The following is a 25,066-nucleotide window of genomic DNA, read 5'->3' as shown; positions in this document are numbered from 1 at the left end:
CAGGTCTCACGCCTCGCCGTTGAACATGCTCGTCACCGATCCGTCGACGAACACCTCATGGATCGCCCGCGCCAGCAGCGGCGCGATCGGGAGGACCGTCAGGGTCGGGAAGACCTTGTCCTCCGGCAGCGGGATCGTGTCGGTGACCACGACCTGGTCGATGACCTCGTTCTGCAGGCGCTCGACGGCCGGATCGCTGAAGACCGGATGGGTGGCCGCGACGATGACGCGCTCGGCGCCGTTCGCCTTGAGCGCCTCGGCGGCCTTCAGGATCGTGCCGCCCGTGTCGATCATGTCGTCGACGAGCAGGCACACGCGGCCGCGTACGCGCCCGACGATCTCGTTGACCGTGACCTGGTTCGCGACGTTCGGGTCGCGGCGCTTGTGGATGATCGCCAGCGGCGCGTCCAGCGAGTCGGACCACTGATCGGCCACGCGCACGCGCCCGGTGTCGGGCGAGACGACCGTGAGCTTCTCGCGGTCCTCCTCGCTGAGCGTGCGCGTGAAGTAATCGAGCAGCACGGGCTTGGCGAACAGGTGGTCGACGGGGCCGTCGAAGAAGCCCTGGATCTGCGCGGCGTGCAGGTCGACGCTCATCACGCGGTCGGCGCCGGCCGTCTTCAGCAGATCGGCGACCAGACGCGCGCTGATCGGCTCGCGCCCCCGGCCCTTCTTGTCCTGGCGGGAGTACGGGTAGTACGGCGCGACGACCGTGATCCGCTTCGCCGAGGCGCGCTTGGCCGCGTCGAGCATGATCAGCAGCTCCATGAGCCACTCGTTGACGGGCGGCCCGAACGACTGCACGAGGAACACGTCGCAACCGCGCACCGACACCTCGAAGCGGGTCAGGATCTCACCCGACGCGAACGTCCGGTATTCGGTGGGCACGAGCTCGGTGCCCAGTGCCGTGGCGACCTCGGCGGCCAGAGCCCGGTGCGAACGCCCGGACGCGACGACCAGGCGCTTCTTCGTCTTGGCGACCAGGCCCGGCGCTATCCCGCGCTCGCGATCGAGATCAACCTTCTTGTCCTTGTGGCCCATCGCCCGCTTTCTGTGCGGACCGGGAGGCGACATCCGCCGCCGCTGTGCCCGGTCGGTTCTTCTCGACCCACCCCTCGATGTTGCGCTGGGGGGCCACGCTGAGGGCCAGGGCTCCGGCGGGCACATCCTTGCGGATCACGGCGCCCGCCCCGGTCTTCGCGCCATCTCCGATCCTAACGGGCGCGACGAAGACGTTGTGCGACCCGCTGTGCACCTCGTCGCCGATCTCGGTGCGGTGCTTGGTGATGTCGTCGTAGTTCGCGGTGATGGCGCCGGCGCCGAGGTTCACGCCCCGGCCGATCGTGGTGTCGCCGATGTAGGAGAGGTGCGGCACCTTGCTGCCCTCGCCGATGGTCGAGTTCTTGGTCTCGACGAAGGTGCCGATCTTGCCGTGGTCACCGAGATAGGTGCCGGGGCGCAGGTAGGCGAAGGGTCCGACGTTCGCATCGGCGCCGATCACCGCGAGGGTGGCGTCGGCGCGTCGCACGATCGCCCGCTCCCCCACCTCGCAGTCGACCAGGCTCGTGTCGGGCCCGACGATCGCGCCCTCGGCGACGGTCGTCGCCCGCAGGATGTGCGTGTTCGGCAGCACGGTCACGTCGGGCGCCAGGGTCGCGGTGACATCGATCCAGGTCGTGGCCGGGTCCATGATCGTGGCGCCTTCGAGCTGCCACCGGCGCACGGTGCGGGCGTTCAGCAGCCGCCCCACGTCCGACAGCTGCGCGCGGTCGTTGACGCCGTACGTCACGGTCACGTCGTCGACGACGGATGCCGCGACCCGGCCGCCGGCACGGCGCACGAGCGCGGGCACGTCGGTGAGGTACTTCTCGCCCTGGGCGTTGTCGGTGCCCACAGCCGGCAGGTGCGTGCGCAGCGCCTCGGCGCGGAACACGTACACGCCCGCGTTGATCTCGGTGACCGCCGTCTCCTCCGGGGTGGCGTCCTTCTGCTCGACGACGCGGTCGACGTCGCCGTCCGCGTCGCGGATCACCCGGCCGTAGCCGTGCGGGTCGGCGACGACCGCGGTCATCAGCGTCACCGCGGCCTGCGCGGCGCGGTGCCCGTCGAGCAGCGCGCTCAGCGTCGCGGCGTCCAGCAGCGGCACGTCGCCCGACAGCACCAGCACGTCGCCGTCGAATCCGCCCAGCTCGGCGAGCGCGACCTCCACCGCACGCCCGGTGCCCGGCACCTCGTCCTGGTCGACGACCCGCGCGGCGGGATCCAGCTCGGCGACGGCGGCGGCGACCTGGTCGCGCTCGTGGCGGACCACCACGAGCACCTCGGTGGCCTCGAGCGCCTGCGCCGTGCCGAGCACATGACCGACCAGTGGCAGACCGCCGATGCGATGCAGCACCTTCGGCAGCGAAGACTTCATGCGCGTGCCCTGCCCTGCGGCGAGGATGACGATGGCGAGTTGGGTGTCGGTCATGCTCCGCCGCCAGGACTCGAACCTAGACCTCACAGCTCCAAAGGCTGTCGTGCTGCCATTACACCACGGCGGACCGCCGCTTCCGCGGCCACGTCAAGTCTGCCATGACCCGGCGCGCGGGCTGAGCGTGCACGCGGCCTGCGCCGCGGCATCCCTCGCGATAATGGACGGATGGCGAACGAGCATGACGAGGTCGACCGGATCGTCGAGGCGTGGAACCGGCAACGGCCCGATCTCGACTTCTCGCCCCTCGAGGTGCTCTCGCGCGTCGACCGTCTGTCGCGCCATCTCGACCACTCGCGGCGCGATGCGTTCCGCCGCAGCGAGCTCGAGCCGTGGGAGTGGGATGTGCTGTCGGCCCTGCGGCGCGCGGGCGAGCCGTTCCAGCTCACTCCGAAGCAGCTCCTGCAGCAGACGCTGGTGTCGTCGGGCACGATGACGAATCGCATCGACCGGCTCGTCGGGCGCCGGCTCGTGCGTCGCGAGGCCGACCCGGCCGACGGGCGCAGCGTGCTCGTCGTGCTCACCGGAGACGGGAAGACGCGGGTGGATGCCGCGATCACGCGCCTCGTCGACGCCGAGGCGGTGCTGCTGGCGGGGCTCACCCGCACCGATCGCGAGCGGCTCGCGACGCTCCTGCGCAAGCTCAGCCTCGGCTTCGACCTCTGAGCGGTTTCGCCGTCAGTCGATGACCGGTGACGGGGCGAGCCGGCTCGACGGCAGCCAGCCGACCTCGTCACCGCGGTCGAAGAAGTGGCGGAACGCGTACACGAGCGGATGCCACCGCCGCGGGTCGATCTCGCCGGTGCCCTCGGGAACGAGCGCCGGATCGGCGTGCACGCGGAGCACCTCGGCCTCGACCATGAAGTAGCTGCCGTCCAGCCCCGGGGTCATCCGGCGCACCTCCGCCTCGAACTGCAGCGCGCACTCGAGCACGCGCGGGGCGTCCACGAGGTCGGATGGCTGCGGGGTGAGGCGTGCGGCCGCGAACTTGTCGGGCTCGTAGCTGTACCGGTCGGCCTTGTCGGCGGGCACCGGCGTACGGCCGGTCAGGCGCGACAGGCGCACGAGAGAGGGCCACAGCGGTGCCGACGGGAAGCTGATCGTGATCCCCGGCCGCTCGGCGATGTTCAGGGCCGTCTGCCCCTCGGCCTCCAGCCCCAGGCACAGCATGTCACCCAGCGCCCAGTGCGACGACGCCGGTGCCAGGTTCGCCGTGCCGTCGGCATTCGTCGAGCCGATGAGGTAGGGCGGAGTGCCGACGTACAGCACGTGCGGGTGCGCGATCACGTGCGACGGCGCAGCGGCCGCGGCATCCACCCCCCTCTCCCTGGTCTCGGTGAGAGGGGCGGGCGAATCGGCGGTCATGGTGCGAACGTATCAGCGGAATCGATGCCCCCGGCCCGGTGTGACGTCGCATGATGGAGTCATGGGCGAAGACGACCGACGGCCCCCGCTGCAGAGCGTGGATGATGCACAGATGGGCGGGGATGCCGCCTGCTGGCTGCCCGCGCTGTGCACGGACTGCGGCGCGATGATCGAGGGCCCGCCCGGGACCGCGTGCTGGCGCTGCGGCGGCACCCGGCGCGAAGGCGGCTGACCCTGGCTACAGTGGGCGGATGCCGGGCATCCGATACGAGTTCGAGACCACGCTCTTCCGCTGGGCGGCGCGGCGCGAGCTGTGGGTGTTCGCGCGTGTTCCCGCCGGCATCTCCGACGAGATCCACGACATGCCGCTGCCGCGCGGCGGATTCGACTCGGTGAAGATCACGGCCTCGCTCGGTTCGTCGCGCTGGCAGACCTCGCTGTTCCCCGAGTCGGACGGCACCTACGTCTTCGCGATCAAGCAGGAGATCCGGCGACGCGAGAGCGTCGAGGTGGGCGACACCGTGCGCGTCGCCGTCGAGCCGGTGATCTGAGCGGACGACGCTGAGAGGGCGGCACAGCCCGGTGCCCTAGCCTGGGAAGGATATGGCACATCTTCTCGGGGCCGAGGCCCTGCACCTGGAGTATCCGACCCGGGTCGTCTTCGACGCCGTCAGCCTCGGCGTCGACGAGGGCGACCGCATCGGCATCGTGGGCCGCAACGGCGACGGCAAGTCGTCGCTGCTGGGCATGCTCACCGGACGGGTCGAGCCCGACGGCGGGCGGGTCACGGTGCGCGGCGGCGTGCGCATCGGCGTGCTCGAGCAGCAGGACATGCTCGACGACGAAGAGACCATCGGCCACGCCATCGTCGGCGACGCGCCCGAGCACGAGTGGGCCGGCGACGCGCGCGTGCGCGACATCATCGCGGGCCTCGTATCGGATCTGCCGTGGGACGGCCGCATCGGCATGCTCTCCGGCGGCCAGCGCCGCCGCGTCGCGCTCGCCGCGCTCCTCGCGCAGGATCTCGACGTGATCGTGCTCGACGAGCCCACCAACCACCTCGACGTCGAGGGCATCTCCTGGCTCGCGCGGCATGTGAAGAACCGCTGGCCCGCGAACGCCGGTGCTCTCCTCGTCGTCACGCACGACCGCTGGTTCCTCGATGAGGTGTGCACCGACACCTGGGAGGTGCACGACCGGATCGTCGAACCCTTCGAGGGCGGCTACGCCGCGTACATCCTGCAGCGCGTGGAGCGCGACCGGCAGGCGGCGGCGATCGAGGCGCGCCGGCAGAACCTCGCGCGCCGGGAGCTCGCGTGGCTGCGCCGCGGCGCGCCCGCGCGCACGTCGAAGCCGAAGTTCCGCATCGACGCCGCGAACGAGCTCATCGCCGACGTGCCGCCGCTGCGCGACTCGGTGGCGCTGCAGTCGCTGGCGACAGCCCGCCTCGGCAAGGACGTGGTCGACCTGCTCGCCGCCTCCGTCTCGTATCCCGACCCCGACACCGGCGACGCATGTGAGGTGCTGCACGACGTCGAGTGGCGCATCGCGCCGGGTGAGCGCACCGGAGTCCTCGGCGTCAACGGCGCGGGCAAGTCGACGCTGCTCGGCCTCGTCGACGGCACCGTCTCCCCCACGTCCGGGCGCGTCAAGCATGGCAAGACCGTCCAAGTCGCCGCCCTCTCGCAGCGCATGGACGAGCTCGACGAGCACCTGCACAAGCCGGTGCGGCTCGTGCTGGAGGGCCTGCGCACCACCTATACCTTCGGCACCGGTTCCAAGGCCGCCGAACTCACGCCCGGGCAGCTGCTCGAGCGCATGGGCTTCGCGAGCGTGCAGCTGTCGACCCCGGTCAAGGATCTCTCCGGCGGCCAGAAGCGCCGCCTGCAGCTGCTGCTCGTGCTGCTGAGCCAGCCGAACGTGCTCATCCTCGACGAGCCGACCAACGACCTCGACACCGACATGCTCGCCGCGATGGAAGAGCTGCTCGACTCGTGGCCGGGCACGCTCCTGGTCGTCTCGCACGACCGGTACTTCCTCGAGCGGGTCACCGACCAGCAGTACGCCATCCTCGACCACCGGCTGCGGCACCTGCCCGGCGGCGTCGACGAGTACCTGCACCTGCGCGCGGATCAGCGGGCGCGGCCGGCCTCGACGGTGCGGGATGCCGCGGCCGCGGCACCCGCTCCCGGCCTGACCGGGTCCGATCGACGCGCCGCCGAGAAGGAGGTCGCCGCGATCGATCGACGCCTGCAGAAGCTGCAGAAGGAGATCGCCGCGGTCGACGAGAAGCTGGCCGGCGCCCACGACGACTACGACACGCTGATGCGCCTGCAGAAGGACCGCGACGCACTCACCGACGAGAGCGCGACGCTCGAAGAGCGCTGGCTCGAGCTGTCGGAGTCGCTCGAAGGCTGAATCGCCGCGCCGTCCGGGGTGCTTGACCGCCGCCGGGCGCGGGTGGACCATGTGGATGAGGGGAGCCTCATCTAAGAAGGTTCATCATGCAATTCGCCGTATCGATGTTCCCACCCCTGGCCCTCGGTTTCTTCGGACTCGGAACCGGCTACCTGATCTACGGCCCGCAGGAGCTGTTCGGGTGGCCGAAGCGGGACGAAGGTGTCGACCGCGCCACCGGGATCTGGGGCATCTGGTTGCCGGGATTCTGTCAGTTCGTGACCGGGACGATCCTGTTCATCGGGCTGACATGGTTCCAAGTGTTCAAAGATGCACCGCTGTACATGGCCGCGCTCGCGTTCTCCGCGTATGGCATCCACTGGTTCGCGATCGGCTTCAACCGGTACCGCGGCCACGACCCTCGCCCGAACGCGGGAATGTGCGTCGCTTTCTTCATCATCTCCGTCGTCGGCCTCGTGGTGTTCTTCGTGGCCGGTGACTGGCCGGTGGGGCTGCTGTTCCTCGGCCTGGCACTCATCTATCTGTCCGACTTCTTCGCTGCGATCGGGCAGAAGTGGGGCGAACGCGCCCTCGGCTTCTGGCACATCGTCACAGGGCTGTGGCTGATGTACCTCATGGTCGCCGTCGCGTTCAACTTCTCGCTGGGCTGGGGTCTGGCCGTCTGAGAGAAGTCGGAACCTCCCGCCACCGCCGAGCCGTGCTCCCCTCGAGACGGCGGTGACGGGAGGTTTCGCGCGCTATTTCAGGCCGTTGTCGGCGAGGAAGGCCTTCGCGATGTCGGCGGCCGACTTCTTGTCGACGGTGTTCTGCACGTTCATGTCGACGAGCGCTTCGGGCGTGAGCTTGGCCTGCACCGCGTTGATGACGTCGGCGACCTTGCCCTGCACCGAGGTCGCGACCACGGGCACGACGTTCGAGGCGAGGATCATACCCTTCGGATCCTTCAGCACGACGAGGTCGTCGGTCTTGATGCGCGGGTCGGACGTGTACACGTCCGCGACGTTCACCGTGCCGGCGACGAGGTCTTCGACGGTGGTGTCGCCAGTCGCCTTGAACCCGATGTCGATGCCGTAGGTGCTCTTCAGCCCCTTCGGACCGTACGGCCGGTCGGCGAGTTCGGGGTTGCCGCCGAGAGTGAGCTTCTCGGTCACATTCTTCAGGTCGGCGATCGAGCTGAGGTGGTACTTGTCGGCGAACGCCTTCGTGACGGTGTACGAGTCCTGGTCGGTGGCGGTTGCCTGATCGAGGACCGTCAGAGAGTCGGGCATCGCATCTTTGAGCGCCGCATAGACCTCATCGGGGGCGGTCGCCGTCGCGCTCTTGTCGAGGTACTGCAGCAGATTGCCGGTGTACTCCGGGAACAGCTGGATCTCGCCGTCCTCGAGGGCCGGCATGTAGGCGTCGCGCTGGCCGATGTTGAACTTGCGCTCGACCTTCAGGCCCGCCCCTTCGAGCGCCTGCGCGTAGGTCTCGGCGATGATCTCGTTCGAGGCGTACGACTGCGAGCCGACGACGATCGTCGACGCGTCGGCGGTCGCATCGCCCGACGCCTCGTCGAGCGGGTTGTTCGATGAGCAGCCGGCCAGGGCCAGGGCGGCACCCGCGATCACGGCCGCGAGGGTCAGGGTCTTGCGTACACGGAGCATGGTGCTTCTCCTTCTTCGGGGGTTCGTGGGGTTCAGGGAGTCGCGACCGCGGGTCGCGAACGGGTGGGATGCCGCGCGGCACGGAATCCGCGCGGCACGCTGCCGCGCTGCAGCAGCGCGAAAAGGCCGTCGAGCACGAGCGCGAGCGCCGCGACGAGAATCGCGCCGCCCAGCACCATCTCCAGCTGCCGCAGCGGGATCCCGGCGATGATGTACTGGCCGAGGCCGCCGATGCCGACGTAGGCCGCGATCGTCACGGTCGCCACCACCTGCAGGACCGCCGACCGGACGCCGGCGACCAGCAGCGGCATCCCGAGCGGCACCTCGATGCGCCACAGCACCTGCCACTCGGTCATGCCCATCGCGCGTCCCGCATCGATGACGGCGCGGTCGATGGCTTCGAAACCCGAGTATGCACCGGCGAGGATGGACGGAACGCCCAGGACCACGAAGGTGACCACGGCCGCTTCCGGCTTGTGGATGACGCCCATCAGCAGGACGAGCAGGATGAACAGCCCGAAAGACGGGATGGCGCGCGCGGCTCCCGAGACCGAGACGGCGACATCGCGACCACGCCCCGTGTGCCCGATGAGCCAGCCGATCGGGACGGCGATGACGATCGCCACGGCGACCGAGACGGCCGTGTAGAGGAGGTGGATGCCGAGGGCCAGCGGGATCGGGTCGGTGCCGGAGAGATCGCCGCCGAAGATCCAGCGGATCGCGTCGATGAGGAAGCTCATGCGATCGCCTCCTGCGCGACGACCGCGGCCGCACGACGACGGCGCGGCCGGCGCGCCCAGGGCATCAGCAGCCGGCCCGCGAGCACGAGCAGCACATCGACGATGATCGCGATGATCACGACGGCGACGATGCCCGCGAACACCTCGATGAGGATGCGCCGCTGCAGCCCGTTGGTGAACAGGTAGCCGAGGTTGGTCACGCCGACGAGGACGCCGACGGTCGCCAGCCCGATCGTGCTGGCGGCCATCACGCGCAGACCGGCGAGGATGACGGGGCCTGCCAGCGGGAAGTCCACCGCCCAGAACCGGCGGAACGGCCCGTAGCCCATCGCGACCGAGGCGAGCCGCACATCGTCGTCGACCGAGCCGAGCCCGTCGGCCACCGAGCGCACCATGAGCGCCACGCCGTAGATCGTGAGGGCGACGAGAAGGTTGATGTCGCTGATGTAGCTGGTGCCGAGGAACACGGGCAGAAGCGCGAGGAGTGCGAGCGAAGGAATCGTGTAGAGCAGCCCGGTGATCACGAGGATCGGCCCGTGCAGCAGCCGATAGCGCCATGCGACCCACCCGAGCGGGACCGAGATGACGAAGGCGAGCACGATGGGGATGACGCTCTGCTGGATGTGCACGAGCGACAGTTCGAGGATCATTCCGATGTTGTCGGCGATCCAGCTCACCCGGACGCCCCGTCCTCGACGAGCGTGCCCTGCGTGCGCCCCTGGGCGTCGACGACGACGGCGCCGCGCGGCGTGTGCTTCACGCGCAGAGCGCGCGCGCCGCGATCAGCGCCGATGAAGCTCGCGACGAAGGCGGACGCGGGCTCTTCGATGATGGCGCTCGGCGTGCCGACCTGCGCGATCTGCGCGCCCACCTCGAGGATGACGACCTGGTCGCCGAGCAGGAACGCCTCGTCGATGTCGTGCGTGACGAAGACGATGGTCTTGCCGATCTCGCTCTGCAGGCGGATGAGCTCCTGCTGCAGCTCGGCGCGCACGATGGGGTCGACGGCGCCGAAGGGCTCGTCCATGAGCAGGATGTTCGGGTCGGCGGCGAGCCCCCGCGCGACGCCCACGCGCTGCTGCTGGCCGCCGGAGAGCTGGCTCGGATAGCGCCGGGCGAGTGCCTCGTCGAGGCCGACGGTGTGCATCAGCTCCCGGGCCCGGGCCCGGGCATCCCGCCTCTTCGCCCCCTGCAGAACCGGCACCGTCGCGATGTTGTCTTCGACGGTCTCGTGCGGCAGGAGTCCCGCGTTCTGCATGACGTAGCCGATGCTGCGACGCAGGGCGACGGCGGGTCTCGACGCGATGTCGACGCCGTCGATCTCGATGACGCCCGAGGTCGGATCGACCATGCGGTTGATCATGCGCAGCAGCGTCGTCTTGCCGCAGCCGCTCGAGCCGACGAACACCGTGGTCTTGTGCGCGGGGATGGTCAGGTCGAAGTCCCGCACGGCACGGGTGCCGTCCGGGAACTGCTTGGTCACGCCGCGGAACTCGATCATGCGATACTCCCCCGGCGGGCCGGCGGAGTCAGTCGCCGACCTCCACCTCGGGCGCGAACGCGATGTAGCCGGAGAAGTCGGTGCCGACCTTCTCGATGGCGCTCGGATACGGCGTCGGGTAGGCCCAGGCCAGGTCTTTGTGGATCTGGTTGCCGATCTTCACCGAGTAGTACTGGCATTCGCCCTTCCACGGACAGGTGTACGGGGTGTCGCTGTCTTGCAGCAGCGCCGCATCGACGCTCTGCGGCGGGAAGTACCAGTTCCCTTCGATGCGGACGAGCTCGGAGTCGTCTGCCGTCGCGATGGTGGTCTCGCCGAGTCGTGCTCTCATGGTCGTTCCTCCCATGTCGCCTCTCGCGTGTTCTCCACCGTAGCTCAGGGTGCCGACATCGGGGCCGTGGCCTTCACGCCGACGGCGCCGGATCAGTACCAGAAACTCAACCGCGGTGGCACGTGCCAGCCGAGCATGCGCGCAACAGCCGCGACATCGGTCGTCTCGATCCGTCCGGCGGCGGCGAGCGCCGCCGGCGACACTCCCCCGAGGCACATCGCCGACAGCTCGGTCGTCCCCGTGCGCAGCACGGGCACGTCACCGGTATCGACTCCCTCCGCCGAGACGATCCCGCCCTCGCCGTTCTCCGCCGCCTCGAGCAGCCAGCGCCCCTCGCTGATGCCGAGCGGGTCCGTGACCTCGAGCACGAGCTCGCCCGGCGAGGCGTATCGGCGCGCACCGAGGACACCCGGCACATCGAGGATGCGGACGTAGTGATGATCGGTCAGGCTGATGCGGACGGCACGCTGGTCGGCGATCATCCACAGCAGCGGCTCATCCGTCGACAGCTCGCTGGCGGTCACCGTCGCCACCAGCGGCAGCGACAGCAGAAAGCGCCACAGACCGGCGTATGCCTCGTCGTCCGTCGCGAGCAGGTACTGCACCCGCGCGGTGGCCTTCGTGAAGTCGTCCTCGTTCTCCGTGACCGTGTACATCGCCACGCCCTGCACCTGGCCGGCCGCGTCCGCGTACTGCACGGCGCGGACGGCACCGGGCTTCTCCGCATCCGCGTCGGTGCCGGTGAAGCGTCCCCAGTGCGACTGCGGCATCGCCAGTTCTCCGGGGCGCGACCGCAGCACGCGCTCGTGCAGGCCCGGCGCGAGGGAGCGCGCCAGCTCCCGCGGGATGTAGTCCACGCGTCCCGTGGCCTCGGGCCCGACCCATCCTGCGCGCCGTGTCTCGATCGTCCACGTGGCGGCCGTCACGGCCGGTCCGAACCCGTATCGGCCGTACAGCGTCGACTCGCTGACGGTCAGCGCGGCGATCGGCACGCCCAGACGCACCGCGTGCCGCAGCTCGCCTTCCATCATCGTCCGGGCGATGCCACGGCCGGCGTGCGTCGGCGACACCGTGACGGCGCTCACGGCCACCGCGGGTACGACGACGCCACCGGGCAGTGCGAGATCGTCGAGCCAGGTCGCGAAGGTCCCGACCGGCGTCTCCTCCTGCGGCGCCGAGGGATCGTACACACCGAGAAGCCTTCGGTTCGACGAGCGCTGCAGCGCCGCCGCGATCTGCTCCTCGGTCCGCTCGCTGTCGAGGAAGCCGCGCGCCGACGCCTGCAGCCAGCTGTCGTACGCGGGGCGCTCATGCGGCACGACGCGCAGCGTGAGACCCCGCTCGGCGAGCCGTTCGACCGCCTTCCCATCGGCACCGGCCTCGCGGTGCCGGGTGGCAAGGGAAACGTCCATGTCCATCCTCCTGATGTCGTCGAGGGTCGCGTGTCACTCCGGCAGAACGCGCGCCCCGGGCACCGGCCCGTGCACGTGCAGCGCCTCGTATCCTGCGGCGCTCAGCGCCACCTGAAGCTCGAGCGCGGACTGCTCCCCGTCGGTGAGGAACGCCACGGTCGGGCCCGAGCCCGACACCAGCGCGGTCATGGCCTCTTCTCTCAGCCCGAGATCGATGAGGTCGTCGAGCGCGGGCCGCAGCCTCAGCACGGCGGGGGTGAGGTCGTTGTCGGATGCCGCGGCCAGCATCCGCGCATCCCCCTGGCGGATCGCCTGCAGCACCGCCGGCTGCACCGTCGGACGCACCGGGGTGGGCGGAATGTGCGGCGCCGCCCCCGCCCGGTACTCATCGAGCTCCGCATACACGGCCGGGGTTGACATCCCCTCCTCGCTGACGACGAGCACCCAATCGAACCGTCCCCGTGCCAGCGCCGGGCTCAGCTGGTCGCCCCGGCCGGTCCCGACCGCGGTGCCGCCCATGAGGGCGAAGGGCACGTCGGCTCCCAGCTCAGAGCCGAGCCGCAGCAGCTCACCGGTCGACAGCCCCGTGCCCCACAGCGCATCGCAGGCGACGAGGGCCGCCGCGGCATCCGCCGATCCGCCGCCCATGCCCCCGGCCACCGGCACCGTCTTGTGCACGTGCAGATGCACACCGCCCGCATAGCCGGCTTCGGCCGCCAGCAGCCGCGCGGCGCGCACGGCCAGGTTGCGATCATCCAGCGGCACGCCAGCCAGTCCGACCGACCCGGTGACCTCGATCGTCACGTCATCGTCGGGTGTCGCCCACAGGTCCTCGTACAGCGACACCGCCTGATAGGCCGAAGCGACCTCGTGGTAGCCGTCGGCACCGGGCGCCCCCACCTGGAAGAAGACGTTCACCTTCCCCGGGGCACGCACGTGCACGCGTTCGGTCACCAGGGCTTCGCTCACAGCTCGGTCGACTCCGCCCACAGATCGACGTCGATGGCGTCGGAGAGCGCGTCGATCCGCTCGAGCTCTTCCGTGTCGAACGCGGGCCCCGACAGCGCCTCGAGGTTCTCATCGAGCTGCGCGGGGCGCGATGCGCCGATCAGTGCCGACGCCACGACGCCGTCGCGCAGCACCCACTGCAGCGCCATCTGCGCCAGCGTCTGGCCGCGTTCCTTCGCGATGACATCCAGGCCCCGCAGGGCGGCGAGCGCCGCATCCGAGAGGCGCCCGCCCGGCAGCGACGACCGCTGCTGCGCGCGCTCGGCCGTGCCGTCGCCCAGATACTTCGATGTCAGCAGTCCCTGCGCCAGCGGCGTGAACGCGATCGCTCCCATGCCCTCTTCGCGCAGGGCACCGGTCAGTCCGTCCTCGACCCAGCGATTCAGAATCGAGTACGACGGCTGATGGATCACCAGCGGCGTCCCCAGGCTGCGGGCGATGGCCTTCGCCTCGACGGTGCGCTCGGCGCTGTACGACGAGATGCCCACGTGCAGCGCCTTGCCTGCGCGCACCAGGGTGTCGAGCGCCCCGATCGTCTCCTCCAGCGGAGTGAGCGGGTCGGCGCGGTGGGAGTAGAAGATGTCGACGTAGTCGAGACCCATGCGGGCCAGCGACTGATCCGCGCTCGCCAGGATGTACTTGCGGCTGCCCAGATCGCCGTACGGGCCCGGCCACATGTCCCAGCCTGCCTTCGACGAGATGATCAGCTCGTCGCGGTACGGGCGGAAGTCCTCCCGCAGCATCCGGCCGAAGTTGGTCTCGGCCGAGCCGTAGGGCGGTCCGTAGTTGTTCGCGAGGTCGAAGTGGGTGATCCCGTTGTCGAACGCATGACGCAGCAGCTCGCGCTGCCTGTCGAACGGGATGTTGTCGCCGAAGTTCCACCACAGGCCGAGCGAGATCGGCGGGAGGAACAGCCCGGATGTCCCGACCTGGCGATACTCGGTGGTCGAGTACCGGTCGTCGGCGGCCGTGTACGGGCGATGGATGTCGCGAAGGTCGGCCCGGAAGCGCGGTTCGTCGGTCATCCTCCGAGGCTAGCGCGATCGTTCAGCCCGCGTCGGCGATGCGCACGAACTCGTCGATCCCGAGCTGCTCGGCCCGGTCGGTCGGTGCGACGCCGGCCGCCTCCAGCACCGTCGTCGCCGCGGCCGCGGAGCCGCCCAGCGCACCCGACAGCGACTGCCGCAGCATCTTGCGCCTCTGGCCGAATGCGGCATCGATGATCTCGAAGGTGCGGCGACGCGCCGCATCCGACCCCCGTGGCGTCTCGTCCCGTTCGAACGCCACCAGCACGCTGTCGACGTTGGGGACGGGCCAGAACACCTGGCGCGACACCGTCCCGGCCAGGCGCCACGGTCCGTACCACGCCGCCTTCGCGCTGGGCGTCCCGTACACCTTCGAGCCGGGTGCGGCCGCGAGTCGTTCCCCCACCTCGGCCTGCACCATGACGACACCGCGCTGCAGATTCGGGAAGGTCTCGAGCAGGTGCAGCAGCACCGGCACCGACACGTTGTACGGCAGGTTGGCCACCAGCACCGTCGGGTCGCCCGGCAGGTCGCTCACGCGCAGGGCATCCGCATCGACGACCGTCAGCGCCCCATCGGGCACGCCGTGGGCCGCGGCGGTCTCCGGCAGCCGCGCGGCCAGCCGATGGTCGATCTCCACGGCGGTCACCGTCGCCCCGGTCTCGAGGATCGCGAGGGTCAACGAGCCCAGCCCCGGACCGACCTCGACGACGCGTTCGCCCGCCTCGACGCGCGCGACCTGCACGATGCGGCGCACCGTGTTGGCGTCGACGACGAAGTTCTGGCCGAGCTTCTTGGTGGGCGTCACATCGAGGTCGGCGGCCAGTGCGCGGATCTCGGCCGCGCCCAGCAGAGTCACGGGCATCCCCTCACTGTACCGGGGCGGCGCCGGAGCACCCCTGACGGATCGGTCGGCGCGTGGCTAGTGTGGCGGATATGAGCGGTTCCGATTCCATCCCCACCGGCTCGTTCACCCTGCGCGGCCCGTACGGCCGGCGAGCGATCGGCCTCTCCATCGCGGCCGCGGTCGGCGGCTTCCTGTTCGGCTTCGACTCGTCGGTCATCAACGGCGCCGTGGACTCGATCCAGCACGACTTCGCGCTGAACCCCGTCATCACCGGCTTCGTCGTGGCCATCGCCCTGCTCGGCTGTGCCGTGGGCGCCGTGGTCGCCGGCAACCTCGCCGACCGGTGGGGACGGCTGCGCGTCATGCTGCTGGGCGGCGTCATGTTCTTCGTCAGCTCGATCGGCGCCGGCCTGTGCGTCACCGTCTGGGACCTCGGCTTCTGGCGCGTCATCGGCGGTCTGGGCATCGGCATCGCCTCGGTCGTCGCCCCCGCCTACATCTCCGAGATCGCGCCCCGGCAGATCCGCGGCGGACTCGCCTCACTGCAACAGCTCGCGATCACCCTCGGCATCTTCGTCGCGCTGCTGTCGGACGCCGTGCTCGCATCGTCGGCGGGCGGCGCCGACAGCGTTCTCTGGTTCGGGATGCCGGCATGGCGGTGGATGTTCATCGTCGGGGCCATCCCGGCCGCCGTGTACGGCATCCTCTCCTTCACGGTCCCCGAATCACCCCGCTTCCTCATCGCGAAGGGGCGCGCCGACGAGGCCCGGGAGATCTTCTCGCGGCTGGTGCCCGTGGCAGACCTCGACAAGACCATGAACGAGCTCACGCACGCCATCGAGGCCGACCGCAAGAACGCCGGCGTCTCCCTGCGCGGCCCCGTGCTCGGGCTGCAGCCGATCGTGTGGATCGGCATCATCCTGTCGGTGTTCCAGCAGTTCGTCGGCATCAACGTGATCTTCTACTACTCGACGACGCTGTGGCACTCGGTCGGGTTCACGAACGCCCCGCTGATCAGCGTCATCACATCGGTCACGAACGTGCTCGTCACGATCATCGCGATCGTGCTGGTCGATCGCGTCGGCCGCAAACCGATCCTGCTCACGGGATCCGCCCTCATGACGGTCGCGCTCGGCGCCATGGCGCTCTCGTTCACCTTCGCGACCACCAACGCCCAGGGCGAGGTCTCGCTGGGCGCCCCGTGGGGCCCGGTCGCGCTCATCGCCGCGAACGTGTTCGTCGTCGGCTTCGGCGCATCGTGGGGGCCGCTCGTGTGGGTGCTGCTCGGCGAGATCTTCCCCAGCCGCATCCGCGGCAAGGCCCTGGGCGTGGCCGCCGGCGCGCAGTGGATCGCGAACTTCCTCATCACCGTCACGTTCCCGGCGATGTCGTCATGGTCACTGCCGTTCACCTACGGCATGTACGCGTTCTTCGCTCTGCTGTCGTTCGTCTTCGTGTTCTGGCGCATCCCCGAGACCAAGGGCATGGAGCTGGAGCAGACCGAGACGCTCTTCGTGCGCAAGGCCAAGACGGCGGGCTGAGAGCGGTCAGCGACTGCTCACCGTCCAGAAGTCCTGCCAGTCCGCAAGGGAATCGAGGTCGTCTGCCGCGGTCTCGGGAACCGGTTCGAAGACGGAGTCCAGGTCGTCCGCGATGCCGGAAGGCTCATCAGCACTGGGGGCGACCTTCTCATTGGTGGAGATCTTGCCGTCGGCCAGTTGGGGTGAGATCCCGTCCTGCGTCAACAGGTAGTGGATGAACAGCTTCGCCGCGTTGGGGTGCTCGGTCCCGCTGGCGATGACACCGACCTTGGCGTAGGAGCGTCCCAGCCACGGCGTCATGCCCGTGCACAGGGCCAGGTGATAACCGGAGTCTGCGTTGTCGCGGTACTCGGCCGTGCTCACGAGGCCCACTGGTGCGGCGGCCTGTCCGGGAGCGCCGATCGCCTCCGCGACATCGCCGCCGGATTGCTTGACGATCGGGTCGTTCTCCCCGAGTCCCCGAAGCCACTGCGCCGTCGCGGTGCCCTCCTCCGGATCCAGGGGCTTGCCGAAGTAGTCCGCATAGGCCGCGGCGAGCTCGTCGTCGGCGTGCTCCTGCATCTGGTTCACCCAGTACAGGAAGTCTGCGCGAAGAAGGGGGTCCGAGATGGCGACCCTGGAGCGCCATTCAGCCGTTGTCAGCGCCCACATGTTGTCGACCGGGCACGTGTCGCCGTACGACTCCGTGTTGTATGTCCACGCGTCGACCTCATTCGACACGGCTGTCGGCGACTGGTAGCGCGCAGGCACATCGTCTGTCAGGTCCGGAGGAAACCAGTTCACCGCGATCCCCTGCGCCAGCAGGTCGCCGCTCACGGCGGGAGCGTCTGTCATGAAGAAGACGTCGCCCTTGACGTTGCCGCTCTGGGCCTCCCGCGTCATGATCTCCTGCTGTTCGTTGGCCTTTGCCTTCACGCCCGTCGCTGTGATGCCGTAGGCAGCCGTGAAATTCTTCGCGGTGTCAACGATCTTGCCGGTGACGTCATAGACGGTGATCGGACCTTCCTTCTTCGCCGCGGCGATCAGAGCATCGAGGTCGAAGTCGTCATCGCTGATTCCGAGTTCGGTGCGCGGCGAGTTGTTCGCGGGCGCGGATGAGGGCGCACAGCCTGCGAGCATCGCCGCGGTCACGAACGAGCAGAGGACGAAGGGCATCACACCTTTGTGGCGTCGGGCATCGGGACTCACATTGTCTCCTATCTTTGTCCTGACATTGCGTCAATCATACATATAGAGACAGGAATGACAGCAAGGGAGAAGAACGAGCGCCGACGATCCGCGGATTCAGAGGAAGAGGTCGCGCAGCCACCGCGCGCCGTGCACGCTCGCGCCGACCGCGCCGCAGCGATCGCTGAGCTCTCGGTCGCTCGTGACGACGGTCACGGTGCGTCCCGCGTCGACCAGGCGCGTCGCCTCGCCGACGATCGTGTCATCGCCGGATGCCGCGGCCCGCACGATCCGCACGCGGGAGCCGTCGCGGTCCGAGACGGCCTTCTCCCGTCCTTCGACCACCACGCTCGTCTCGGGGAACCAGGTGCCCGCGGCGAGATCGAGGGCCGCGGCATCCACCCCCTCGTCCACGAGACGGGTGACGTCGTCGATCAGCCGGTCTGCGGCCCCGAGACGGTCACGCCACCAGCCGTCGGGCACCGAGCCCACGACGTTCGCGGCGTCCACGACGAGCGCGGGCCGCACGTCGAGCAGCGCACGCAGCCGCGGCCAGGCGTCGGCGAATCCCGGGTGCAGCGGGCGCTGGTCGACCTCGGCGACGGGCACCCACTCCAACGCCACGCTCTCGGGGTCGCTGATGACCGGCTCGAACGGCCGGATCACATCGGCGACGACCGTCGCGTAGGTCCAGACCTGAAGGTCGAGCACGCTCATGAGCCGCGCACGCACGGCGCCGTCGGGGACCCCGGCCTCTTCCTGCGCCTCGCGCAGCGCACCGGCACGGGCCGACTCGCCCTCGTGACGCGCACCGCCGGGCAGACCCCAGGTGTCGCCGTGGTGGCTCCACGACACGCGATGCTGCAGCAGCACGCCGCGCACGGCGTCGTAGGCCAGCAGTCCCGCGGCGCCGAAGCGCCCCCAGTACCGCTCCCCCGAGTCGGCGATCACCCAGGCGTCGCCCGGGTCGCGCGGGCCGGACGGACGTCGCGGCTCACCGGGGCGCGGGTACTCGATCGTCACCTGTCCAGCCTGTCACAGCGGCGCGGCGCCGAGGCCGCGCCGCGTCACGCAACGACTCAGCGCTGCCGGCGCTCGCGCACCCGCATGTTGATGACGATCGGCGAGCCCTCGAAGCCGTACAGCTCGCGCAGCCGGCGCTGGATGAAGCGCCGGTAGCCGGGGTCGAGGAAGCCGGTCGTGAACAGGACGAACGTCGGCGGGCGGGTGCCCGCCTGGGTGCCGAACAGGATGCGCGGCTGCTTGCCGCCCCGCAGCGGGTGCGGGTGCTCGGCGACGAGCTCGGCGAGGAAGGCGTTGAACTTTCCGGTGGGGATGCGGGTGTCCCACGACGTGAGGGCCGTCTCCAGCGCCGGCACGAGCCGGTCGAGGTGACGTCCCGTGCGCGCGGAGATGTTCACGCGCGGCGCCCAGGCGACATGCGCGAGGTCCTGCTCGATCTCGCGCTCCAGGTACCGGCGGCGGTCCTGGTTCTCCATGTCGTCGTCGAACAGGCGGTCCCACTTGTTGTACGCGAGCACGAGCGCGCGGCCCGACTCGAGCACCATGTCGATGATGCGGATGTCCTGCTCGCTGATCGGCTGCGAGACGTCGAGCACGACGACGGCGACCTCCGCCTTCTCCAGCGCCGCCGACGTGCGCAGCGACGCGTAGAAGTCGGCGCCCTGCTGCAGATGCACGCGGCGCCGGATGCCGGCGGTGTCCACGAAGCGCCAGACCTTGCCACCGAGCTCGACGATCTCGTCGACCGGATCGCGGGTCGTGCCGGCGAGCTCGTTGACGACCACGCGCTCTTCACCCGCGGCCTTGTTCAGCAGCGACGACTTGCCCACGTTCGGGCGGCCGAGGATCGCGACGCGTCGCGGCCCGCCGATCTCGTTCTTGGCGACCGCCGACACCTCCGGCAGTGCCTTGACCACAAGGTCGAGAAGATCCGCCACGCCACGACCGTGGATGGCCGAGACGGGATGCGGCTCGCCCAGCCCGAGATTCCACAGTGCGGCGGCCTCCGGCTCCTGCCGCGAGTCGTCGATCTTGTTCGCCACGAGGAACACCGGCTTGCCCGCCTTGCGCAGCAGCCGCACGACGTGCTCATCGGTCGAGGTGGCGCCGACCTTCGCGTCGACGACGAACAGCACGACGTCCGACAGGTCGATGGCGACCTCGGCCTGGGCGGCGACCGAGCGGTCGATGCCCTTCGCGTCGGGCTCCCATCCGCCGGTGTCGACGATCGTGAAGCGCCGGTCGAGCCACTCCGCCTTGTACATCACGCGGTCACGGGTGACGCCCGGCGTGTCTTCGACGACCGCCTCGCGGCGACCGAGGATGCGGTTCACCAGCGCCGACTTGCCGACGTTCGGCCGCCCGACGATCGCGACCACCGGCAGCGCCGGCAGGTACTCGATGCCGTCCTCGCCGAGCGTGACACCGGCCAGCAGCGCGGCGTCCTCGTCCTCCAGCTCATAGTCGGCCAGCGACGCGCGCAGCGCCTCGGCACGCTGCTCGGCAAGCGTCTCGTCGATGTCGGCGAGCCGTTCGGCCAGGTGATCCTGGCCGGGCTCGTACTCGTCTTCAGCGCCCATCGGCGTTCTCCAGCTTCTCGTGTACGACGCCGAGGACGGCGTCGACGGTCTGCGCGAAGTCGAGGTCGGTCGAGTCGACCACCTCGACTCCCGGCGCGGCGTTCAGGAAGTCGACGACGCTCGAGTCCGACGCGTCGCGCTTGTGCAGGGCGGCGGCGACGGCCGCGGCATCCTGCTCGGTCACCTCGGCGGCGCGGCGGGCGGCACGCACCTCGGGAGCGGCCGTGAGCAGGATGCGCACGGGTGCATCGGGCGCGACGACCGTGGTGATGTCGCGACCCTCGATGATGACGCCGGGGCGGTCGGATGCCGCGGCCAGCGCCCGGAACAGCTCGTTGACCTGCACCCGCACCTCGGGAACCCGAGCGACCCCGCTGACGGCGCCGGACACCCGCGGGTCGCGGATCGCGGCGGTCACGTCGGTGTCTCCCACCCGCACCCAATAGTCGTCGGGGTCGAGCGAGATGGCGTACGGGAAATCGGATGCCGCAGCCTGCACGGCGGCGGCGTCCGCGGTGTCGGCGCCCTGCTCGAGCACGTGCCAGGCGAGGGCGCGGTAGGCCGCGCCGGTGTCGAGGTACCCGTACCCGAGGGCGCGGGCCGCCTGCTTCGAGACGCTCGACTTGCCGGATCCCGCCGGTCCGTCGATGGCGACGATGGCGACGTCAGTCATTCGTGGTGCTCGCAATCCGCCAGCCGCGTGCGGCCAGGCCCTCTTCCGCGCGCCGTGCGGCGCCCGGGTCGACACTGATCTCGGCGAGGCCGAACTGCGCGCCCGGAGAGTGCTCCAGCCGCAGGTCCTCGACGTTGACATCCAGTTCGCCGAGCTCGCCGAACAGGCGGCCCAGCTGGCCCGGCGTGTCGTCGACCATGACGACCACCTGGGCGAAGCGGCGGTTCTGCCCGTGTTTGCCGGGGAGCAGCTCAACGCCCTCGTTGCCGCGCCGGATCGTGTCGGCGACGGTGCGCCGCGCACCGGGCGCGTCGGGGTGGCGAAGTGCGTCGGCGACGTCGCGCAGATCGCCGGCGAGCGCGTCGAGCACGTCGACGACGGGCTCCGCATTCGCACCGAGGATCTGCACCCACAGCTCGGGAGCGGATGCCGCGATCCGGGTGGTGTCGCGCACGCCCTGGCCGGCCAGCCGCAGCGATCCCTCGGGCGCGGCCGTGAAGCGGCCGGCCAGAAGGCTGGCGACCAGTTGCGGCACGTGCGAGACGAGGGCGACCGAGCGATCGTGCTCGGCGGGATCCATCTCGATCGGCTGCGCCCCGAGATCGAGCGCGAGGCCCTCGACGATCGCGAGATCGGCGGGCGAGGTCTCCGCGTCGCGGCATACGACCCAGGGACGGCCGATGAACAGATCGGCGCGCGCCGAGATGGCGCCGCCGCGCTCGCGACCGGCCAGCGGATGCGAGCCGATGTAGTGCGTGAGGTCGACATCACGCTCGCGCAGGGCGCGCAGCGGCTCGAACTTGACGCTGGCCACATCGGTGACCACGGCATCAGGGAAGGCGGCCAGCTCACGGGCGACGACGTCGGCCGTGACGTCCGGCGGCACGGCCACCACCACCAGGCGCGGGCGATCGTCGTCGCCGGCAGCGCGCCCCGCACCGTAGTCGACGGCCAGGCGCAGCTGGGCCGGTGATGTGTCGGCGAGCGCGACGTCGACGCCGAGGGCGCTCAGCGCGTGGCCGATGCTCGCGCCGAGCAGACCCGCGCCCACGACCCGCACGGTCCCCGAGGTGCGCGCAGCACTGCGCCCGCCACCGTGTGCGGGCACGCCGGTGCTCTGGCTCATGGGGTCTCCTGGTCGTCCTCCGGCGGTGTCGGCTCCCCCGGCTCACGGCGCGCGAGGGTCAGCAGCGCGCCGCGTTCCACTTTAGTCAACTCACGGGTCGCGCCCACCGGGAGAGTTCCCAGGTGGAGCGGTCCGAACCGCCGGCGCACGAGTTCGTCGACGGGATGCCCCACTTCGGCCATCATGCGCCGCACGATGCGGTTGCGGCCCGAGTGCAGCGTGAGCTCGACCAGGCTGGTGCCGCCCGAGCGGTCCAGCAGCCGGGCGCGATCGGCCGCGATGGGCCCGTCGTCGAGGTCGATGCCGCGCGTCAGCGACGCGATCGTCTGCGGCGTCACGGCGCCGCGCACCTTGGCGATGTACACCTTCGTGACACCGAACGACGGATGCGCCAGCACGTGTGCCAGTTCGCCGTCGTTCGTCAGCACGAGCAGGCCGCTGGTCTCGGCATCCAACCGCCCCACGTTGTACAGCCGCTCGGACCACTCCCCCGTGAACCGGCGCAGGTCGGGACGCCCGCGGTCATCGCGCATCGAGCTCACCACGCCGGTGGGCTTGTTGAGCATGACGTAGCGCTTGGTCTGATCGAACTGCACGGCGGTGCCGTCGACGTCCACGAGGTCGCGCTCGGGATCGATGCGGCTGCCGAGCTCGGTCACGACCGCACCGTTGACGCGCACACGTCCCTCGACGATCAACTGCTCGCTCACGCGGCGCGAGGCGACGCCCGCGTTCGCGAGTGCCTTCTGCAGGCGCACTCCCTCGGCGCTCTGGCCGTCGTCGCTCATCGCGCTCCCCGTTCATCGATTCCGTCGGCGCCCACCGCGTCGACGTCGTCGAGCAGCGGCGAGATCGGCGGCAGCTCGTCGAGCGAGTTGATGCCGAGGTTCACCAGCAGCGCGTCGGTCGTGCCGTACAGGATCGCGCCGGTCTCGGCGTCGTGGCCGATCTCCGTCACGAGGCCACGCCCCAGGAGGGTCCGCACGACCGAGTCGACGTTGACGGCGCGGACGGCGGCCACCTGGCTGCGCGACACCGGCTGCTTGTAGGCGATGACCGCAAGGGTCTCGAGAGCCGCCTGCGAAAGCCGTGAGGGCGCCTGGGTGTTCACGAACTCGCCGACCAGATCGTCGAAGTCCTCGCGCACGTAGAGCCGCCAGCCCCCGCCGACCTCGCGCAGTTCGAAGCCCCGGCGCGGTCCGCCGGTCTCGCCGTCGTAGTCGGCGACGAGCCCTTCGATCGCCTGACGCACGGCCGGCACGGGTTCGCCGACCGCGGTGGCGAGAGCGACGAGGCTCTGCGGCTCCTCCACGATCAGCAGGATCGCCTCGAGCTTTCGCGCGACGGCGTGGACGTCATCGGTCATAGTCGGCTCCCAGCGCGGCGAGGTTCTCTTCGGACCACCGCTCGGCGGTCCAGGTCAGGGTGAGGTCTCCGAGCGGCTCGAGCTGCTCGAAGGTGAGGGCGGCGTGCCGGTACAGCTCGAGCACCGACAGGAAGCGGGCGATCACCACTCCGCGCTGCGCGACGCCCGTCACGAGATCCCGGAAGGTCAGGCTGCCGGCCGAGCGCAGCATCGTCACCACGACCGCCGCCTGCTCGCGGATGCTCACCAACGGCGCGTGCAGGTGGTCCAGCCCCACCGTCGGGATCTCCTTCGGCGCGAACGCGAGCAGCGCGAGCGCCGCGAAGTCGTCGGCGGACAGCGTCCAGACCAGCTCGGGCGCGGCGTTGCGATACTTCGCGTCCAGCCGCACGGCGCGCGCGTGACGCCGGTCCTCGCGCACCAGGCAGCGCGAGAACCACGCGGAGACCTCCTTGAAGGCGCGGTACTGCAGCAGCCGCGCGAAAAGGAGGTCGCGGGCCTCCAGCAGCGCCACCGACTCGGCGTCGACGAACTCGCCCTGCGGCAGGAGACCGGCGACCTTCATGTCGAGCAGGGTCGCCGCCACGACGAGGAACTCGGATGCCTCGTCCAGGTCGTCCTCGGTCTGCAGCTCGCGCAGATAGGCGATGAACTCCCCCGTCACCGTCGACAGTGCGACCTCGGTGATGTCGAGCTCGTGGGTACCCAGCAGGTGCAGCAGCAGGTCGAACGGCCCGTCGAAGACGCCGACCGAGACCCGGAAGCCGCCCTCCGGAGCGTCCGCGTCGGGCGCCGTCTCAGGCGACCGCACGCCGTTCTCGGGCGCCGTCTCAGGCGACTGCGCCACGCGCGACCAGCTCCCGCGCGAGCCGCAGGTAGGCCTGAGCGGCCGCGTGCTCCGGGGCGAACTCGGTGATGGGAACGCCCGACACCGACGCGTCGGGGAACTTCACCGTCCGCCCGATGACCGTCTCCAGGACGTCGTCGCCGAACGCCTCCACGACCCGCTCGAGCACCTCGCGCGAGTGCAGGGTGCGCGGGTCGTACATGGTCGCCAGCACGCCGTCGAGCTCGATCGCGGGGTTGAGCCTGTCGCGCACCTTGTCGATCGTCTCGATGAGCAGCGCGACGCCGCGCAGCGCGAAGAACTCGCACTCCAGCGGGATCACTACGCCATGGCTCGCCGTCAGCGCGTTGACCGTCAGCAGGCCGAGCGAGGGCTGGCAGTCGATGAGGATGACGTCGTACTCTTTCGAGACGTCGCGCAGGGCGCGCGCCAGCGTCATCTCGCGGGCGACCTCGTTGACCAGGTGCACCTCGGCCGCCGACAGGTCGATGTTCGCCGGGATCACGTCGAGGTTCTCGATCGCCGTGTGCACGATCACCCCGTGCGGGTCCCGCTTGCCGTCCAGCAGGAGGTCATAGATCGTCGGGATCTCATGCGTCGCGATGCCGAGCCCGGCCGACAGCGCCCCCTGCGGGTCGAAGTCGACGGCGAGCACCTTGCGGCCGTAGCCCGCGAGCGCCGCCGCCAGGTTGATCGTGGTCGTCGTCTTGCCGACGCCGCCCTTCTGGTTGCACAGGGCGATGATGCGCGCCGGACCGTGACCGGAGAGGGCCGGAGGGGTCGGGAAGCCGTGGTACGGGCGCCCCGTCGGGCCGATCGGCGTGTCGCCTGCGGCCTTCGACTTCTGCGTCTTGCTCGCCGTGCTGCCCGCCACCGTTCTCCTGACCTTGTCGTGCTTTCCGGACGATTCTAGCGAGGAGAACGCCCCGTCCGCGGGCGGCCGGTGCGGGATGTCGCCGGATCAGGGTGTTTCCGCC

27 protein-coding genes and 1 tRNA gene are annotated in these 25,066 nt (G+C 70.1%); 6 read left to right on the top strand and 22 right to left on the bottom strand.

Going from position 1 to position 25,066, the window contains the following annotated elements; all coding sequences use genetic code 11:
* Nucleotides 1-6: 6 nt before the first annotated feature.
* From ABMQ42_RS14405 to ABMQ42_RS14395, 3 genes are all read right to left on the bottom strand, one after another.
* Nucleotides 7-1,041, bottom strand: a complete 1,035-nt coding sequence (locus ABMQ42_RS14405; protein WP_349723690.1) for a ribose-phosphate diphosphokinase — start codon at nt 1,039-1,041, stop codon at nt 7-9.
* Complete coding sequence (glmU, locus tag ABMQ42_RS14400) at nt 1,016-2,470, bottom strand: bifunctional UDP-N-acetylglucosamine diphosphorylase/glucosamine-1-phosphate N-acetyltransferase GlmU (protein WP_349723689.1); 1,455 nt, start codon at nt 2,468-2,470, stop codon at nt 1,016-1,018. Before glmU ends, ABMQ42_RS14405 begins: the two co-directional genes overlap by 26 nt.
* Nucleotide 2,471: 1 nt before the next feature.
* Nucleotides 2,472-2,543: transfer RNA gene (locus ABMQ42_RS14395), tRNA-Gln, on the bottom strand.
* 98 nt (nt 2,544-2,641) lie between these two features.
* Here ABMQ42_RS14395 and ABMQ42_RS14390 point away from each other — a divergent pair.
* Nucleotides 2,642-3,139, top strand: a complete 498-nt coding sequence (locus ABMQ42_RS14390) for a MarR family winged helix-turn-helix transcriptional regulator (protein ID WP_349723688.1) — start codon at nt 2,642-2,644, stop codon at nt 3,137-3,139.
* A 12-nt stretch (nt 3,140-3,151) separates the two neighbouring features.
* Here the strand turns inward: ABMQ42_RS14390 and ABMQ42_RS14385 are convergent, their stop codons facing one another.
* The gene (locus tag ABMQ42_RS14385) at nt 3,152-3,838 is read right to left on the bottom strand and encodes a flavin reductase family protein (RefSeq protein ID WP_349723687.1); all 687 of its coding nucleotides are present in this window, start codon (nt 3,836-3,838) and stop codon (nt 3,152-3,154) included.
* A 61-nt stretch (nt 3,839-3,899) separates the two neighbouring features.
* Between ABMQ42_RS14385 and ABMQ42_RS14380 the strand changes: the two genes are divergently transcribed.
* From ABMQ42_RS14380 to ABMQ42_RS14365, 4 genes are all read left to right on the top strand, one after another.
* Nucleotides 3,900-4,070: a hypothetical protein gene (locus ABMQ42_RS14380; RefSeq protein ID WP_349723686.1), complete on the top strand. Its 171-nt coding sequence runs from the start codon at nt 3,900-3,902 to the stop codon at nt 4,068-4,070.
* Nucleotides 4,071-4,089: 19 nt separating this feature from the next.
* Nucleotides 4,090-4,389, top strand: coding sequence for a DUF1905 domain-containing protein (locus ABMQ42_RS14375; RefSeq protein ID WP_349723685.1), 300 nt, complete (start codon nt 4,090-4,092; stop codon nt 4,387-4,389).
* A 52-nt stretch (nt 4,390-4,441) separates the two neighbouring features.
* Complete coding sequence (locus ABMQ42_RS14370; protein WP_349723684.1) at nt 4,442-6,256, top strand: ABC-F family ATP-binding cassette domain-containing protein; 1,815 nt, start codon at nt 4,442-4,444, stop codon at nt 6,254-6,256.
* Nucleotides 6,257-6,342: 86 nt separating this feature from the next.
* Entirely contained in the window at nt 6,343-6,921 is a 579-nt protein-coding gene (locus ABMQ42_RS14365; protein WP_349723683.1) for a hypothetical protein, read from the top strand.
* A gap of 72 nt (nt 6,922-6,993) precedes the next feature.
* On the opposite strand, the gene ABMQ42_RS14360 is transcribed toward ABMQ42_RS14365, so the two are convergent.
* From ABMQ42_RS14360 to rsmA, 9 genes are all read right to left on the bottom strand, one after another.
* A complete protein-coding gene (locus ABMQ42_RS14360; RefSeq protein WP_349723682.1) occupies nt 6,994-7,902 on the bottom strand; it encodes an ABC transporter substrate-binding protein in 909 nt (302 codons plus the stop codon).
* Nucleotides 7,903-7,934: 32 nt separating this feature from the next.
* Nucleotides 7,935-8,642, bottom strand: coding sequence for an ABC transporter permease (locus ABMQ42_RS14355; protein ID WP_349723681.1), 708 nt, complete (start codon nt 8,640-8,642; stop codon nt 7,935-7,937).
* The gene (locus ABMQ42_RS14350; RefSeq protein ID WP_349723680.1) at nt 8,639-9,319 is read right to left on the bottom strand and encodes an ABC transporter permease; all 681 of its coding nucleotides are present in this window, start codon (nt 9,317-9,319) and stop codon (nt 8,639-8,641) included. Before ABMQ42_RS14350 ends, ABMQ42_RS14355 begins: the two co-directional genes overlap by 4 nt.
* A complete protein-coding gene (locus ABMQ42_RS14345; RefSeq protein ID WP_349723679.1) occupies nt 9,316-10,143 on the bottom strand; it encodes an ABC transporter ATP-binding protein in 828 nt (275 codons plus the stop codon). Before ABMQ42_RS14345 ends, ABMQ42_RS14350 begins: the two co-directional genes overlap by 4 nt.
* Before the next feature lie 28 nt (nt 10,144-10,171).
* Nucleotides 10,172-10,474: a DUF427 domain-containing protein gene (locus ABMQ42_RS14340; protein ID WP_349723678.1), complete on the bottom strand. Its 303-nt coding sequence runs from the start codon at nt 10,472-10,474 to the stop codon at nt 10,172-10,174.
* Nucleotides 10,475-10,566: 92 nt separating this feature from the next.
* Nucleotides 10,567-11,886: a GNAT family N-acetyltransferase gene (locus tag ABMQ42_RS14335; RefSeq protein ID WP_349723677.1), complete on the bottom strand. Its 1,320-nt coding sequence runs from the start codon at nt 11,884-11,886 to the stop codon at nt 10,567-10,569.
* A 33-nt stretch (nt 11,887-11,919) separates the two neighbouring features.
* Nucleotides 11,920-12,840: a 4-(cytidine 5'-diphospho)-2-C-methyl-D-erythritol kinase gene (locus tag ABMQ42_RS14330; RefSeq protein WP_349723676.1), complete on the bottom strand. Its 921-nt coding sequence runs from the start codon at nt 12,838-12,840 to the stop codon at nt 11,920-11,922.
* An 11-nt stretch (nt 12,841-12,851) separates the two neighbouring features.
* Nucleotides 12,852-13,919, bottom strand: coding sequence for an aldo/keto reductase (locus ABMQ42_RS14325; RefSeq protein ID WP_349723675.1), 1,068 nt, complete (start codon nt 13,917-13,919; stop codon nt 12,852-12,854).
* 22 nt (nt 13,920-13,941) lie between these two features.
* Entirely contained in the window at nt 13,942-14,784 is an 843-nt protein-coding gene (rsmA, locus tag ABMQ42_RS14320; protein ID WP_349723674.1) for a 16S rRNA (adenine(1518)-N(6)/adenine(1519)-N(6))-dimethyltransferase RsmA, read from the bottom strand.
* A gap of 71 nt (nt 14,785-14,855) precedes the next feature.
* Between rsmA and ABMQ42_RS14315 the strand changes: the two genes are divergently transcribed.
* Nucleotides 14,856-16,307 carry a sugar porter family MFS transporter gene (locus ABMQ42_RS14315; protein WP_349723673.1) on the top strand — a complete coding sequence of 484 codons (1,452 nt, stop codon included), beginning with the start codon at nt 14,856-14,858 and terminating at the stop codon, nt 16,305-16,307.
* Between the two features lie 6 nt (nt 16,308-16,313).
* On the opposite strand, the gene ABMQ42_RS14310 is transcribed toward ABMQ42_RS14315, so the two are convergent.
* The 9 genes from ABMQ42_RS14310 to ABMQ42_RS14270 form a co-directional block, all read right to left on the bottom strand.
* Nucleotides 16,314-17,462: an ABC transporter substrate-binding protein gene (locus tag ABMQ42_RS14310; RefSeq protein WP_349723672.1), complete on the bottom strand. Its 1,149-nt coding sequence runs from the start codon at nt 17,460-17,462 to the stop codon at nt 16,314-16,316.
* 129 nt (nt 17,463-17,591) lie between these two features.
* On the bottom strand, nt 17,592-18,497 hold the full coding sequence (locus ABMQ42_RS14305; RefSeq protein WP_349723671.1) for an NUDIX domain-containing protein: 906 nt from the start codon (nt 18,495-18,497) through the stop codon (nt 17,592-17,594).
* A 56-nt stretch (nt 18,498-18,553) separates the two neighbouring features.
* Entirely contained in the window at nt 18,554-20,077 is a 1,524-nt protein-coding gene (der, locus tag ABMQ42_RS14300; RefSeq protein ID WP_349723670.1) for a ribosome biogenesis GTPase Der, read from the bottom strand.
* The gene (cmk, locus tag ABMQ42_RS14295) at nt 20,067-20,750 is read right to left on the bottom strand and encodes a (d)CMP kinase (protein ID WP_349723669.1); all 684 of its coding nucleotides are present in this window, start codon (nt 20,748-20,750) and stop codon (nt 20,067-20,069) included. Before cmk ends, der begins: the two co-directional genes overlap by 11 nt.
* The gene (locus ABMQ42_RS14290; protein ID WP_349723668.1) at nt 20,743-21,876 is read right to left on the bottom strand and encodes a prephenate dehydrogenase; all 1,134 of its coding nucleotides are present in this window, start codon (nt 21,874-21,876) and stop codon (nt 20,743-20,745) included. Before ABMQ42_RS14290 ends, cmk begins: the two co-directional genes overlap by 8 nt.
* The gene (locus tag ABMQ42_RS14285; RefSeq protein WP_349723667.1) at nt 21,873-22,664 is read right to left on the bottom strand and encodes a pseudouridine synthase; all 792 of its coding nucleotides are present in this window, start codon (nt 22,662-22,664) and stop codon (nt 21,873-21,875) included. The genes ABMQ42_RS14290 and ABMQ42_RS14285 overlap by 4 nt, the downstream gene beginning before the upstream one ends.
* Nucleotides 22,661-23,242: an SMC-Scp complex subunit ScpB gene (gene scpB, locus ABMQ42_RS14280; protein WP_349723666.1), complete on the bottom strand. Its 582-nt coding sequence runs from the start codon at nt 23,240-23,242 to the stop codon at nt 22,661-22,663. The genes ABMQ42_RS14285 and scpB overlap by 4 nt, the downstream gene beginning before the upstream one ends.
* On the bottom strand, nt 23,232-24,089 hold the full coding sequence (locus tag ABMQ42_RS14275) for a segregation and condensation protein A (RefSeq protein WP_502884716.1): 858 nt from the start codon (nt 24,087-24,089) through the stop codon (nt 23,232-23,234). Before ABMQ42_RS14275 ends, scpB begins: the two co-directional genes overlap by 11 nt.
* Entirely contained in the window at nt 24,073-24,963 is an 891-nt protein-coding gene (locus ABMQ42_RS14270; protein ID WP_349723665.1) for a ParA family protein, read from the bottom strand. The genes ABMQ42_RS14275 and ABMQ42_RS14270 overlap by 17 nt, the downstream gene beginning before the upstream one ends.
* Nucleotides 24,964-25,066 lie beyond the last annotated feature (103 nt).

Origin of the sequence: Microbacterium sp. KR10-403 (genome assembly GCF_040196215.1) — a bacterium.
Taxonomy (GTDB): domain Bacteria; phylum Actinomycetota; class Actinomycetes; order Actinomycetales; family Microbacteriaceae; genus Microbacterium.
This window is presented reverse-complemented; position numbering and strand designations above follow the sequence as displayed.

Bases quoted from the DNA above. Each gene is read 5' to 3' on its own strand.
- ABMQ42_RS14405 (WP_349723690.1), bottom strand. From the start codon at position 1,041: ATGGGCCACAAGGACAAGAAGGTTGATCTCGATCGCGAGCGCGGGATA.
- glmU (WP_349723689.1), bottom strand. From the start codon at position 2,470: ATGACCGACACCCAACTCGCCATCGTCATCCTCGCCGCAGGGCAGGGC.
- ABMQ42_RS14390 (WP_349723688.1), top strand. From the start codon at position 2,642: ATGGCGAACGAGCATGACGAGGTCGACCGGATCGTCGAGGCGTGGAAC.
- ABMQ42_RS14385 (WP_349723687.1), bottom strand. From the start codon at position 3,838: ATGACCGCCGATTCGCCCGCCCCTCTCACCGAGACCAGGGAGAGGGGG.
- ABMQ42_RS14380 (WP_349723686.1), top strand. From the start codon at position 3,900: ATGGGCGAAGACGACCGACGGCCCCCGCTGCAGAGCGTGGATGATGCA.
- ABMQ42_RS14375 (WP_349723685.1), top strand. From the start codon at position 4,090: ATGCCGGGCATCCGATACGAGTTCGAGACCACGCTCTTCCGCTGGGCG.
- ABMQ42_RS14370 (WP_349723684.1), top strand. From the start codon at position 4,442: ATGGCACATCTTCTCGGGGCCGAGGCCCTGCACCTGGAGTATCCGACC.
- ABMQ42_RS14365 (WP_349723683.1), top strand. From the start codon at position 6,343: ATGCAATTCGCCGTATCGATGTTCCCACCCCTGGCCCTCGGTTTCTTC.
- ABMQ42_RS14360 (WP_349723682.1), bottom strand. From the start codon at position 7,902: ATGCTCCGTGTACGCAAGACCCTGACCCTCGCGGCCGTGATCGCGGGT.
- ABMQ42_RS14355 (WP_349723681.1), bottom strand. From the start codon at position 8,642: ATGAGCTTCCTCATCGACGCGATCCGCTGGATCTTCGGCGGCGATCTC.
- ABMQ42_RS14345 (WP_349723679.1), bottom strand. From the start codon at position 10,143: ATGATCGAGTTCCGCGGCGTGACCAAGCAGTTCCCGGACGGCACCCGT.
- ABMQ42_RS14340 (WP_349723678.1), bottom strand. From the start codon at position 10,474: ATGAGAGCACGACTCGGCGAGACCACCATCGCGACGGCAGACGACTCC.
- ABMQ42_RS14335 (WP_349723677.1), bottom strand. From the start codon at position 11,886: ATGGACGTTTCCCTTGCCACCCGGCACCGCGAGGCCGGTGCCGATGGG.
- ABMQ42_RS14325 (WP_349723675.1), bottom strand. From the start codon at position 13,919: ATGACCGACGAACCGCGCTTCCGGGCCGACCTTCGCGACATCCATCGC.
- rsmA (WP_349723674.1), bottom strand. From the start codon at position 14,784: ATGCCCGTGACTCTGCTGGGCGCGGCCGAGATCCGCGCACTGGCCGCC.
- ABMQ42_RS14315 (WP_349723673.1), top strand. From the start codon at position 14,856: ATGAGCGGTTCCGATTCCATCCCCACCGGCTCGTTCACCCTGCGCGGC.
- ABMQ42_RS14310 (WP_349723672.1), bottom strand. From the start codon at position 17,462: ATGCCCTTCGTCCTCTGCTCGTTCGTGACCGCGGCGATGCTCGCAGGC.
- der (WP_349723670.1), bottom strand. From the start codon at position 20,077: ATGGGCGCTGAAGACGAGTACGAGCCCGGCCAGGATCACCTGGCCGAA.
- cmk (WP_349723669.1), bottom strand. From the start codon at position 20,750: ATGACTGACGTCGCCATCGTCGCCATCGACGGACCGGCGGGATCCGGC.
- ABMQ42_RS14290 (WP_349723668.1), bottom strand. From the start codon at position 21,876: ATGAGCCAGAGCACCGGCGTGCCCGCACACGGTGGCGGGCGCAGTGCT.
- ABMQ42_RS14285 (WP_349723667.1), bottom strand. From the start codon at position 22,664: ATGAGCGACGACGGCCAGAGCGCCGAGGGAGTGCGCCTGCAGAAGGCA.
- scpB (WP_349723666.1), bottom strand. From the start codon at position 23,242: ATGACCGATGACGTCCACGCCGTCGCGCGAAAGCTCGAGGCGATCCTG.